Origin of the sequence: Sphingomonas sp. CBMAI 2297 (assembly GCF_029870595.1) — a bacterium.
In the GTDB taxonomy this organism is placed as follows: Bacteria; Pseudomonadota; Alphaproteobacteria; order Sphingomonadales; family Sphingomonadaceae; genus Sphingomonas.
This window is the reverse complement of record NZ_JAPDIR010000001.1, coordinates 209,167-221,115: the sequence shown is the minus strand read 5'-3', so window position 1 is coordinate 221,115 and position 11,949 is coordinate 209,167. Positions and strand designations below refer to the sequence as shown.

Annotated in this window: 11 protein-coding genes and 1 pseudogene; 7 read left to right on the top strand and 5 right to left on the bottom strand. The window is 69.1% G+C overall.

Features of this window, described 5'->3' with window-relative positions:
• Window positions 1-78: 78 nt before the first annotated feature.
• Window positions 79-705, bottom strand: coding sequence for a DUF4198 domain-containing protein (locus OMP43_RS01145; protein ID WP_280277658.1), 627 nt, complete (start codon window positions 703-705; stop codon window positions 79-81).
• Window positions 706-762: 57 nt separating this feature from the next.
• Complete coding sequence (locus OMP43_RS01140; protein WP_280277657.1) at window positions 763-2,883, bottom strand: TonB-dependent siderophore receptor; 2,121 nt, start codon at window positions 2,881-2,883, stop codon at window positions 763-765.
• A 181-nt stretch (window positions 2,884-3,064) separates the two neighbouring features.
• Between OMP43_RS01140 and OMP43_RS01135 the strand changes: the two genes are divergently transcribed.
• The gene (locus OMP43_RS01135; protein ID WP_280277656.1) at window positions 3,065-4,219 is read left to right on the top strand and encodes an acyltransferase; all 1,155 of its coding nucleotides are present in this window, start codon (window positions 3,065-3,067) and stop codon (window positions 4,217-4,219) included.
• A gap of 57 nt (window positions 4,220-4,276) precedes the next feature.
• Here OMP43_RS01135 and ligD read toward each other — a convergent pair.
• Window positions 4,277-5,221 (bottom strand): annotated as a pseudogene (ligD, locus tag OMP43_RS01130) (non-homologous end-joining DNA ligase); the annotation flags it as partial.
• Window positions 5,222-5,294: 73 nt separating this feature from the next.
• Here ligD and pdxH point away from each other — a divergent pair.
• From pdxH to OMP43_RS01110, 4 genes are all read left to right on the top strand, one after another.
• Window positions 5,295-5,933 (top strand): pyridoxamine 5'-phosphate oxidase, encoded by a 639-nt coding sequence (gene pdxH, locus OMP43_RS01125; protein WP_280277655.1) that lies wholly within the window; start codon window positions 5,295-5,297, stop codon window positions 5,931-5,933.
• A 10-nt stretch (window positions 5,934-5,943) separates the two neighbouring features.
• Window positions 5,944-6,852, top strand: a complete 909-nt coding sequence (locus OMP43_RS01120) for a cation diffusion facilitator family transporter (RefSeq protein ID WP_280277654.1) — start codon at window positions 5,944-5,946, stop codon at window positions 6,850-6,852.
• Window positions 6,853-7,656, top strand: a complete 804-nt coding sequence (locus tag OMP43_RS01115) for a PhzF family phenazine biosynthesis protein (RefSeq protein ID WP_280277652.1) — start codon at window positions 6,853-6,855, stop codon at window positions 7,654-7,656. It abuts the gene before it with no gap.
• Window positions 7,657-7,721: 65 nt separating this feature from the next.
• Window positions 7,722-8,261 (top strand): hypothetical protein, encoded by a 540-nt coding sequence (locus OMP43_RS01110; RefSeq protein ID WP_280277651.1) that lies wholly within the window; start codon window positions 7,722-7,724, stop codon window positions 8,259-8,261.
• A gap of 76 nt (window positions 8,262-8,337) precedes the next feature.
• Here the strand turns inward: OMP43_RS01110 and OMP43_RS01105 are convergent, their stop codons facing one another.
• Window positions 8,338-8,820, bottom strand: coding sequence for a nuclear transport factor 2 family protein (locus OMP43_RS01105; RefSeq protein ID WP_280277650.1), 483 nt, complete (start codon window positions 8,818-8,820; stop codon window positions 8,338-8,340).
• A gap of 171 nt (window positions 8,821-8,991) precedes the next feature.
• Between OMP43_RS01105 and OMP43_RS01100 the strand changes: the two genes are divergently transcribed.
• Window positions 8,992-9,882 (top strand): alpha/beta hydrolase, encoded by an 891-nt coding sequence (locus OMP43_RS01100; RefSeq protein ID WP_280277648.1) that lies wholly within the window; start codon window positions 8,992-8,994, stop codon window positions 9,880-9,882.
• Between the two features lie 476 nt (window positions 9,883-10,358).
• On the opposite strand, the gene mnmA is transcribed toward OMP43_RS01100, so the two are convergent.
• Window positions 10,359-11,468 carry a tRNA 2-thiouridine(34) synthase MnmA gene (gene mnmA / locus OMP43_RS01095; protein WP_280277647.1) on the bottom strand — a complete coding sequence of 370 codons (1,110 nt, stop codon included), beginning with the start codon at window positions 11,466-11,468 and terminating at the stop codon, window positions 10,359-10,361.
• Between the two features lie 190 nt (window positions 11,469-11,658).
• Here mnmA and OMP43_RS01090 point away from each other — a divergent pair, with 190 nt between their 5' ends.
• Entirely contained in the window at window positions 11,659-11,853 is a 195-nt protein-coding gene (locus OMP43_RS01090; RefSeq protein ID WP_348538583.1) for a hypothetical protein, read from the top strand.
• Window positions 11,854-11,949 lie beyond the last annotated feature (96 nt).

The window sequence follows — 11,949 nt, the reverse complement described above, 5'->3', positions numbered from 1 at the left end:
TAGTGCGGGAATCCCTGCTGCATGGCAACATGGGATGCGCCGCGCGGGGCGCCGCTCCGCGCGGCGCCCCGGTTCGGTTCAGCGCACGAAAGTGAGCGTCGAGACGTGCATCACGCTCGTCACGTCCTGGCCGCCCAGCTTCGCCGGCGCGTTCTCGACGTGCGCGGCGCTGACCAGATAGCGGCCCCTGCCCAGCCGGGGCACCGTGATCCGCCCCCCCGCATCGGTAACGAAGCCCTTCTGCCAGCGATCGGGCGTGACGATCGACAGCTTGGCGGCTGGCACTGGCTTGCCGCGGAAGAGCAGCGTGAACGTGTCGCCGTTCGCCGCCACCGGCACCAGCTCGAGATCGAGCCCGTGCCCGGTCTCCGCCCTGCCGGCACGGGCATAGAAGATCGCGCCCTGCCTGCCCTCGCCCGCCGCCCAGGGCGCGAACACCGCATCGTCGCGCACCCGGACGTCGCCGGTGCCTTCCACCGCCGCCTCGATATGGTTGGCGCGCCGCGTCAGCGCGCCCGTGCCGCCGACCAGCCGGGGCGCTTGCAGCCTGGGGAATTCGGGATCGCCATTGGCGGGCACCGCTTCGTTCGGCTCGCCCAGATAGATGCGCGCCGGCCCCGTGCCGTCCCGCTCCACCCAGACCTCGTGCGCGGCGGCCGGGGCGGCGATCAGCATCGCGGCGGCGGCAAGCAGAAGCTTCTTCATCGTCACTCTCCTCTCTCGGGACGAGGGAGGCGCCGGGAGCACCTCCCTGCCCCCTTGTCAGAACCGATAGCTCGCGCTCACGGTGAAGTTGCGCGGTGCGCCGTAGCGATACTGGCTGAAGAACCCGACCTGGCTGTAATAGGTCTTGTCGAGCGCGTTCTCGAGATTGGCCTGGAGCTGGAGCCGCTCCGTCACTGCGAAGCGCGCCATCAGGCTTACCAGCGCATAGCCGTCCTGCTGGAAGTCGAACGGCGCGCCGGTCACCGGGTTGGCGCTCGGCGTATAGGCCCTGCTGCGATAGTTCACGCCGCCGCCGATCGTGAAGCGATCGACGGCATAGGTGGTGAACAGCTTGAGCAGGCGGCGCGGCTGATCGGTGTTGGCGGGCTTGCCGTCGCGATCCTCGGCCTTGAACTGGCTATAGCCGAAATTGACGTTCCAGCCCGGCAGCGGCCGGCCGGTCACTTCCACCTCGAAGCCGTCGCTGGTCACGCCCTGGGCGGCGACATAGGTCTGCTGCGGCAGGCCGTTGGGCGGCGTCACCACGATGTCGGGCTGGGCGACATTGTCCTGCTCGATGCGGAACAGCGCGACCGAAGTCTGCAGCGCCTCGCCGAAAAAGGCGCTCTTAACGCCGATCTCATAGGCCTTGCCGTTCAGCGGCGCGAGCAGGTTGAGGTTGCGGTCGCGATTGTTCTGCGGCTGGAAGATCCGGGTGTAGCTCGCATAGAGCCGGTGGTTCGGCGTGATGTCGTACAGCGCGCCGACATAGGGGATGAACTCGTTGTCGTTGCCGTAATCGGTGGTCACGCCGAACTGGACGCCGTTGATGTTCCAGCTCGCCAGCCGCCCGCCGCCGATCAGCTTGAAGCGATCGGTGAGGTTGAGCCGCATCGCGGCATAATAGCCTTCCTGCCTGATCTTGGTCTTCTCGCCCACCGCCGGCGTGGTCGAGAAGCCCGGATAGGGATAGGAACTGCCGCCGAACCGCTCGAAATCGGTGCCCGGCGGGAAAGTGAGCGCGGCGAAGGTCGCGGTGTCGCGATCCTGGGTGCTGTGCAGCGCGCCCAGCACCACTTCGTGATCGCGCCCGAACAGCTTGACCAGGCCCTTGAGCTGCCCGTCGAAGCTGTTCTGGATGTTGTTGCCCTGGTCCTTGTAGGGGAAGGCGAACTGGATCCGGCCGGTCGCCTTGTCGACCAGGCCCGAGAGATAGAGCAGCTCGGTCTGCTGCGCGTTCTTCACCCGGTTATAGTTGGCGACGATGCTCCAGCGGTCGCTGAATTCGTGGCGGATCGTGGCGAAGATGTTCTGGTTGATGGTGTCCCAGCGCGTCCAGGGTGCCGCCGGCGTCTTGTCGCGCGGCCAGCGGGTCAGGCTGCCGTCGCTGTAGAAGGTCGGCAGCGCCCCCCAGGTCGCGCCGTCGGGCTTCGCCTCCTGGTGACTGATGCCGATGCGCAGCAGGGTATTGTCGGTCACATCGGCGTCGACCACGCCGTAGAGCACGAACTTCCTGTTGCTGTAGAGGTCGATATAGGAGTCGCCCTGTTCGTAGCGGCCGACCGCGCGAACCCGCACCCGCCCGTCGGCGGTGATCGCCCCGCCGACATCGCCCGAGACGCGCCGGCTGTTCCAGCTGCCATAGCTGGCACTGACATAGCCGCCCCAGTCGCGCGCATCGGCATGTTTGCGGACCAGGTTGACCGAAGCGGAAGGATCGCCCGCCCCGCTCAGCAGGCCGGTCGCGCCGCGCACGATCTCGACCCGCTCGAAGATCGACACGTCGATATTGGTCTCGCCCGCGCTGCCCGCCAGCGTCCAGTTGGTCGGCACGCCGTCGAGCTGGGTGTTCCGGATCTCGAAGCCGCGCGCGTAGAAGCTGTTCCGCACATCGTCGACTTCGTTGACCGTCACGCCGACGCCGTTCTGGATCACGTCGGCGATGCTGATCAGATTCTGGTCGAGGATGCGCTGGGCGGTGACGATGCTCACCGATTGCGGCGTCTCGCGCACGGTCAGGCCCAGGCCGGTCGCGGTGTCGATCTTGTCGGGCAGCGTGTAGCGGCCGCTGACGACGATCTCGCCCTCCTCGGCCGGTTTCGGGGCGTCCTGCGCCTGGGCGAAGGCAGGATTGGCCAGCGCGGCCAGCGCCACGCCCAGGCAGAGGGAAAGCTTCACATGCAAGTCGACGACCCCTTTTCAGATCCACGCGCGCCGTCCCACGCGCCTCGCCGGAGCCATTAGTGATATTAAGAATCGTTTGCAACTAACAACCGCCACTCTTGCGGATCGCGATCGGCCTTGCAGTTTGCCCGGCGACCGGACACCAATCGCGGCAACGCACCAGGGAGGGGGCCGCGTGGCCGACAGCGCTGACAGGGCAATGGGCGACGCGATCGCCGGAGGGAGGCCGGGCGCGCCCGACCGGACGGCGACCGGCAAGGCGCATTTCGAGGTGCTGGACGGCCTGCGCGGCACCGCCGCGCTGATCGTGGTGCTCTTCCACATCCAGGGCATCACGGTGAAATGGGACGGCGCCCGGGTGGTGCTGCACCATGCGCCGCTCGCCGTCGACTTCTTCTTCGCGCTGTCGGGGTTCGTGATCGGCTATGCCTATGATGATCGCTGGGGCCGGATGGGCGTGGGCCGCTTCGTCTCCCTCCGGCTGATCCGGCTGCATCCGCTCGTCATCCTCGGCGCGCTGCTCGGGCTGGCCAGCTATCTGCTCGATCCCTTTGCCGGCCAGGCCCAGGCGGTACCGCTGCGGCAGGTGCTGGTCGCCTTCGCCCTGTGCCTGTTCGCGCTGCCGAGCTGGCCGCTGCCCAATCGCTGGACCGACACCCATCCGCTGAACGGGCCGATCTGGACGCTGTTCCAGGAATATCTCGGCAATCTCGCCTATGCGCTGGTGCTGCGCCGGCTGCCGGCGAGGTGGCTCGCCCTGCTGGCGGGGGCGAGCGGGGTGGCGCTGACGGCCGGTGCCGTGATGCAGGGCACGCTGGACCAGGGCTCCTATTGGGAGACCTTCTGGATGGCGCCGGTGCGCCTGTTCTTTCCGTTCCTCACCGGCCTGTGGCTCTATCGGGTGCGCGAGCGCCTGCCGAAGGTGCGGATCGGCTGGCTGCCCCTGTCGCTGGCGATGCTCGCCGCGATCGCCGCGCCCACGCTGCCGACCATAAGCGGCATCAGGCTCAACGGGCTCTACGAGGCGCTGGTCGTCATCCTGCTATTTCCCGCGATCCTCGTCGCCGGCCGCCATTCCGAGCCCGGGCGCGGCATGCTGTGGCTGTGCAAGGCGAGCGGGCGCATCTCCTATCCGATCTACATCACCCATTTCCCCTTCCTCTATGTCTGGATGAACTTCGTCGCGAACGGCCACGCCTCGCAGGGCGCGCTGGTCGCGATCGGCATCGCGCTGGTGCCGTTCCTGCTGCTGGTCGCCTGGATGGCCCATGGCTGGTGGGACCTGCCGATCCGGACATGGCTGGGGGCCCGCCTGCGACGGCGGGGATGACGGGCGTAGTTTCAAAGATGACGGACATGGTTTCAAAGGCGTGTCCGGGTCCTCACCCTAGACATCGGGCAGCACCTGCTCCGCCAGCCCCCAGCCCGCGAGCGCCCGCCCGGTCGCGCGCTCGATCAGCCCGGCGCGGTCCCGAAGCGTGAAGTGCCGGGGGCCGTCGATGTCGCGCAGCTCGCTCCAGCCGACCGGCGCCGCGACCGGCGCGCCTTCGCGGGCGCGGACCACATAGGGCAGCACCGCGGTGCTGCCGCGCTGGTTGCGCAGATAGTCGATGAAGATCCTGCCCTTGCGGTGCACCTTTTTGAGGTTGGCGGTGAAACGGTCCGGCTCGGCCTCGGCGCGCGCGCGGGCGAAGCGCTCGCAAAAGCGCCTGGCCTCGGGCCATTCCGCCTCCGGCGCCAGCGGCACCACCACGTGCACGCCCTTCCCGCCCGTCAGCATCGGCCAGCTGGTCAGCCCGATCTCGGCGAGATGCTCCTTCAGATCGGCCGCGGCCTTGCGCACATCGGCCCAGTCGAGCCCCTCGTCGGGATCGAGGTCGAACACCAGCCGGTCGGGCTTCTCGATATCGGCGGCCAGGCTGCCCCAGCCATGAAACTCGATCGTCCCCATCTGGACACAGGCCAGGATCCCGTCGGCATCGTCGACATGGAGATAGGGCTCGACCGACCCGTCCTTCTCGCGCACGTCGACATGGTGGACATGCGCGCCGAAGCTGCCGGCGTCGTGCTTCTGGAAGAAACATCGCCGCGCCCGCCCCTGGGGGCAGCGCACCAGGCTGATCGGCCGGTTGGCGAGCCAGGGCAGCAGGATCGGAGCGACGGCGAGATAATAATCGGCCAGGTCGCCCTTGGTCAGGCCGTCGCCGGGGAAGATCACCCGGTCGCGGCTGCTGATCGCGATCGACGATCCGGGCGGCGCGGACAGCGACTCGGACAGCGGCACGGGCTTCTTCATCACGACCTCCTTCGCCGGCCTGTCCTCGCGCGCGCCGCGATCCCGTCCAGCCGCTCGCTCGGATCGCGGCGCCCCGCCATGGCGCTCTCCTCGTTGCGAAGCCGATTCAATGTGCCAGCAGGGGAGTCGTTCCTCGACACTCGCCCGGGGGACGATTAGAGCCCCTGCCATGCGCACCGATCCCTTCGACCTGTTCGACGCCTGGTACCGCGAAGCCCGCGAAAGCGAGCCCAATGATTCCAACGCGATGACGCTGGCGACGGTGAGCGCGGACGGCCAGCCCTCCGCCCGGATGGTGCTGCTCAAGGGCCATGGCCCGGACGGCTTCGTCTTCTACACCAACCGCGAGAGCCGCAAGGCGCAGGACCTGGGCGACGGCGCCAGGGTCGCCCTGCTCTTCCACTGGAAGTCGCTGCGCCGCCAGGTCCGCATCGAGGGCAGCGTGCGCTTCGCCACCGATGCCGAGAGCGACGCCTATTTCGCCACCCGCGCCCGCGATTCGCAGCTCGGCGCCTGGGCCTCGGACCAGTCGCGCCCGCTCGATGCGCGCGAGACCTTCGAGGCCCGGTTCGAGGAAGCGAAGGCGCGCTTCGAGGGCGGGGACGTCCCCCGCCCGCCGCACTGGGGCGGCTACCGCGTCACGCCGCACCGGATCGAATTCTGGCAGGACCGCGCCCACCGCCTGCACGAGCGCCGGCTGTTCACCCGCACCGGCCAGGACTGGTCCGAAGGCCTGCTCTATCCATGAGCGGCCGGCCATGACCAACCTCGCCCGCCGCGCCGCCATCGCCAGCGTGTGCTGCGCGATCCTGCTCGGCGCGCTCAAGGCCTGGGCGGCGATCGAGACGGGATCGGTGGCCGTCCTCGCCAGCCTCGCCGATTCGGTGCTCGACCTGTTCGCCTCGCTGGTCACGCTGGGCGGCGTCCACTGGGCCGCGCAGCCGGCCGACGAGAATCACCGCTTCGGGCACGGCAAGGCCGAGGCGCTGGCCGCGCTCTTCCAGGTGGTGGTGATCGCCATCTCCGCCCTCGCCATCCTGATGCGCGCGATCGAGCGGCTGCAGGGCGGCGACGTCTCCGCCTCGCCCGAAGCGGGCATCGCGGTGAGCATGGTCGCGATCGTCGTCACGCTCGCGCTCACCCGCTACCAGCAGCATGTCATCGCCCGCACCGGATCGGTCGCGATCGGCGCCGACCGGATCCACTATACGTCGGACCTGCTGCTCAACGGCGCGGTGATCGTCGCGCTGGTGCTCGATGCCTGGGGCATGGTCGGCGCCGACCCGGTGTTCGGCATCGCCATCGCCTTCTGGCTGCTGTTCGGCGCCTGGCGCGCCAGCGAGGCGGCGATCGACCAGCTGATGGACAAGGAATGGCCCGAGGAGAAGCGCCGCGCCTTTGTCGAGGTCGCCGCGCGCAACCCTGCGCTCAAGAGCCTGCACGACCTGCGCACCCGCAGCAGCGGCGCCGCCGACTTCGTCCAGTTCCACATCTCGATGAACCCGGCGATGACGATCCAGCAGGCGCACGACGTGGTCGAGGCGCTGGAGCAGGAGCTGGGCGCCGCCTTTCCGGGCACCGAGATCCTGATCCATGTCGATCCCGAGGGCCATTGCGACGTGCCCGAGAACCCGATGATCGAAGCCAATCTGCTGAAGGACAATTGAGTGCGCCTGCCTTTCGCCCAGATCGACGCCTTTGCCGACCGCCCCTTCACCGGCAATCCCGCCGCGGTCATGCCGCTGCGCGAATGGCTGGCGGACGCGGTGCTCCAGCAGATCGCGGAGGAGAACAACCTCTCCGAGACGGCATTCCTCCTGCCCGATGCCAGCGGCGCGGCGGATTTCGAGCTGCGCTGGTTCACTCCCGCCGTCGAAGTCGCGCTGTGCGGCCATGCGACGCTGGCGAGCGGGCATTTCGTCCTTTCCGCCGATCCGGCGCGCGATCGCGTCACTTTCCGCACCCGCAAGGCCGGCATCCTCGAAGTGCGCCGCGACGACGCCGGTAGCGGCGCCGGCTATGCGATGGCCCTGCCCGCCTATCCGCCCGAACCCGCCGAGGTGCCCGGCCTGCTCGCCGCGCTCGGCGTCGGCCTGGGCGAGACGCTGCGCCATCCCAACGGCTATGACCTGACCGTGCTGGAGAGCGCCGAGGCGGTGCTGGCGCTGCGCCCCGATTTCGCCGCGCTCGCCGCGATCGGCGACACGCTCAACATCGTGACGGCGCCGGGCATCGAGACGGACGTGATCAGCCGCGTCTTCGCGCCCGCCGCGGGCATCGACGAGGACCCGGTCACCGGATCGGCGCATTCGGTGCTCGCGCCCTATTGGGCGAAGCGCCTGGGCCGCGACACGTTCAGCGCCTTCCAGGCCTCGAAGCGCGGCGGCCATCTCGCCTGCGGGCTGGCCGGCGACCGCGTGATCCTGGGCGGCAGATGCGCGACGGTGATCATGGGAGAGTTCGCGCTATAGGCACGGCATTGCGCCGGGCCCGGCTTTGCGGAATGCTGCCTCCCGGCAAATGGAGGACGAGGCGGATGCGCCATCTCTCGCACACGGGCATGCTGGCGGTCGCCGTCATTGCCGGCGCCGTCCCCGCCAAGGCCTGCATGACGTTCGTTCCGCTGCGGGCCGAGGATGTCCGCTATGCCGACACCGTCGTGGTCGGGCGCGTGGAGAAATATCGGATCATCCGGCACGATCCCTCGGGCAGGAAAGCCGACCGGGTGGTGAAAAGCCCGGGGCCGATCTGGGACTATGCCCGATTCGAGGTGGTCGTCGACCAGGTGCTGCTGGGCCGGGCGCCAAGGCGCCTTTCGGTCACCTGGGACAATTCGACCTTCGACGAGCCGGAAAGCATGGCGCCCGGTCCCTATCTGATTGCGCTGCGCAATCCGGCCAGGCCGATACCGCCCCTGCGCGGACCGAGCGCCACGATCTTCCCAGCCCCACGCGCCGATTTGCCGACGCTGCTGCAGGCGCCCTGCTCCAGCCCGTTCCTCCTCCCGGCCGCTGGCGGCGATGCGGACGCGGTTCGCGGGATCCTCGCCGGAAAGCCGGAGCCGGAAAGGCGCTAGGCTCGAGGCTCAGTCGGCGAGCCCGGTCGTCCCCGCCTGCGCGGGGATGGCGAGGTTCGCTGATTGAGTCGCCACTCTAATCCACTGCCTGGTGCGCATAGCTGAGGATCCGCGCCACCCGCCAGCCGTCCGGCGCCTTCTTCCACAGCTGGACGAAATGCGCGCGGCCCACCAGCTTCTCCGGCCCGTCGCCGCGCCGCTCGTAGAAGAAATGGTCGCCTTCCTCGATCGCGCCATAGCCCGGCACCGGATCGACGCGCAGCGACACGGGCAGCAATGCGCGGCGGCTGCGCCAGGCGCCGGGCGCCTTTCGCGCCTCGCACTGCTTGGCATAGAGCGCGACGAACGCCGCGCCGCTGGTCGCCACCACGCCGTCCTTGTCGTGATACATCTCGAAATCGGGCGTCACCAGCGATGCCAGGCGGGCGGGATCGCAGCGCTCGAAAAAGGTGTCGAACAGCGCCGCATCGGCGGCCTTCACTTCGGCGAGCAGCGCCGAATCCGGGGAAGCGGGGGCGGCCTGGGGGGCGAGCAGCGCGAGCGCGGCGGCCAGGAACATGTATTTCTCCTTATGTGCCAGGTGCCTATGGCACAGCGCGCGCCACCCGCGCAAAGCGCCGCCTCCGGACGGCGGGCGGGGGTTGGCGCGCGGGTCGTTTCGGAGTCATCATCCCGGCCCGGGCGAATCATCGTCCCTCCGCGGAGGAGAAGCGCGATGTGGAAATATGGCTTGGCGGCTCTGGCGCTCGCATGCGCCGCACCGGCGGGGGCGCAGGTGGCGCCCTATCCCGCCGAATTCACCACGCGGGAAATCGCGACCAACGGCACCACGCTCCATGTCCGCGTCGGCGGCACCGGGCCGGCGGTGCTGCTGCTGCACGGCTATGGCGAGACCGGCGACATGTGGGAGCCGCTGGCCGCGCGGCTGGTGCGCAACCACCGGGTGATCGTGCCCGATCTGCGCGGGCTCGGCCTCTCGGCCAAGCCGGCGGGCGGCTATGACAAGAAGACCCAGGCAGAGGACGTCGCCGGCGTGCTCGCCGCGCTCGGCGTCGACCGGGTGGATGTGGTGGCGCACGATATCGGCAACATGGTCGGCTATGCCTTTGTCGGCCGCTATCCGGCGCGCGTCCCGCATTTCGTGCTGATGGACGCGCCGATCCCGGGCATCGGCCCTTGGCAGGAGATCCTCCAGAATCCGCTGCTCTGGCATTTCCGCTTCGGCGGGCCGGACATGGAGCGCCTCGTCGCCGGGCGCGAGCGCATCTATCTCGATCGCTTCTGGAACGAATTCTCGGCCGATCCGGCGAAGTTCGACGAAGCCTCGCGCGTCCATTATGCCGCGCTCTATGCGCTGCCGGGCGCGATGCATGCCGGGTTCAGCCAGTTCGCCGCGTTCGACCAGGACGCGATCGACGATCGGGCGCTGCTCGCCCGGGGCAAGCTGACCATGCCGGTGCTGGCGATCGGCGGGGAGAAGTCGTTCGGGCCGACCATGGCGACGGTGGCGCGCGCCGCCGCGACCAACGTTACCCAGGTAGTGATTCCCGCATCGGGCCATTGGCTGATGGAGGAGCAGCCCCAAGCCACTTCGGACGCGATCATCGCCTTCCTGAAATAGGCCGGCCGCCCTCTTCCCCCGGGAGAGGGCGATCCCGTCGATTGCCAATACATCCGCCGGCGGTGGCGACGCTTGCCCCGCAAGGACGGATACGCCCTTTTCCGTCATCCCCGCGAACTCTTCCGCCATCCCCGCTAACTCGTCCGTCATCCCCGCGAAGGCGGGGATGACGGCTATTGGGAATGCCTTGGTTGATCGGGATAATCGCCGACTTGTCCCCGGGGTGACGATGGCGTTCCGGCAAACGGCCGGACTGGCAATGTAGGGTTTCCTCTGCTCCAAGCTGGCGGATGCAGCCCCGATGCGCCTCCTCCACTTCCTTCGCCGCTCTTCGCCCCGGCGAGCGCGTGTGCCGGGCCGCGCGCGATGGGGTCAGGACCATTGCGACTTTCCGCGCCGCCGCCGGCGCCGGCCAGCCTCGCGCGGAGGGCGAAACCCGTCCCCCGTGGCATATGCTTCGTAAGCTTCCGCGCGGCTCAGGCCGGCAGCAGCTCGGCCCGCTCGGTCTCGGCGATCCAGCCGCCGCCCAGCACGCGCTCGCCGGCATAGAGCACGGCGGCCTGGCCCGGCGCGACGCCATATTCGGGCGCCTCGAACACCACCCGGTCGCCCTCCAGCCGCGCCGGCACCGGCCGGGCGAGGCTGCGCACCTTGGCGGTGAGCGGCCCGGCATGGTCGCCGCCCAGCCAGTTGATCCCCTCGATCCGCGCCGCGCGCACTGCCAGCGCCCGCTTGGGGCCGACCACGACCTGCCGGGTCGCGGGATCCAGCCGCAGGACATAATAGGGCTCGGGCGCGCCGCCGATCTCGAGCCCGCGGCGCTGCCCCACGGTGAAATGGATCAGGCCCCGGTGCCGCCCCAGCAGCCGGCCGGCCTCGTCGACGATATCGCCGCCCGTCTCCGCCTCGGGGCGCAGCTTCTTCACCAGGCTGGCATAGTCGCCATCGGGGACGAAGCAGATGTCCTGGCTGTCGGGCTTGCCGGCAACGCCCAGGCCCAGCTCGGCGGCGAGCTCGCGCACCTGGGGCTTGGGCATGCCGCCCAGCGGAAAGCGCAGGAAATCGAGCTGCGCCGCCGTGGTGGCGAACAGGAAATAGCTCTGGTCGCGCGCCGGATCGTGCGCGCGGTGCAGCTCGGCGCCCTGCGGCCCCAGGACGCGGCGGACATAATGGCCGGTGGCGAGGCAGTCGGCGCCCAGGTCGCGGGCCAGCGCGAACAGGTCGGTGAACTTGGGCCCCATGTTGCACTTCACGCAGGGAATCGGCGTGCGGCCGGCGAGATATTCGTCGGCGAAATCGTCGATCACCTCGGTCTTGAAGCGCGAGGCATGGTCGAAGACATAGTGCGCGATCCCCAGCCGATCGCACACCGCCCGCGCGTCGCGGATATCGCGGCCGGCGCAGCAGGAGCCGGCGCGGCCCACCGCCTCGCCATGGTCGTAGAGCTGGAGCGTCACGCCGATCGTCTCGGCGCCGGTGGCCGCGGCGAGCGCGGCGACGACGGAGGAATCGACGCCGCCCGACATGGCGACGACGATGCGCCTGGCCTTGAGCGGCGCTTCGAGCTGAAAGTCTCCTGCGATCATGATCGCGCGCATTTAGGCGCTCGCGCGGCGGCGCGCCACCCCGGTGGGATTCCGGTAACGCTGGTTAAGCACGCGTTTTCGCCTGCTTTACGGACCCTTCAAGACTTTGGGCTAGAACGCCTCATCCGAAATCGACCTGTCGGATGGGTAAGAGAGCGTGGACCTGAGTTTCGCCAGACTGGAACGCGATGTGGCCGTCACGGCCATGCCGACCGAACTGGCGGTATTGCTGGTCGGCGTGGCGGCGCGCCAGGCGGCGAGCCCCACGGCGCGCGCGCAGGCCCGGCTGGCGCTGATCGCGCCGGTCGAGCAGCTGCTCGCGCCGGCGCACGGGGCCTTTCACGGCCTCGCGGCGCGGGCGCTCACCCGCCGCCGGGAAGAATGAAGATCGAATTTACCGAGGCGATTTAGCCGATGTTCAAGTGCAACGAATATCGGTCGTTCACAGAGTTTGCGTAGCGGGGGCCCCCCGCCCCGAAAG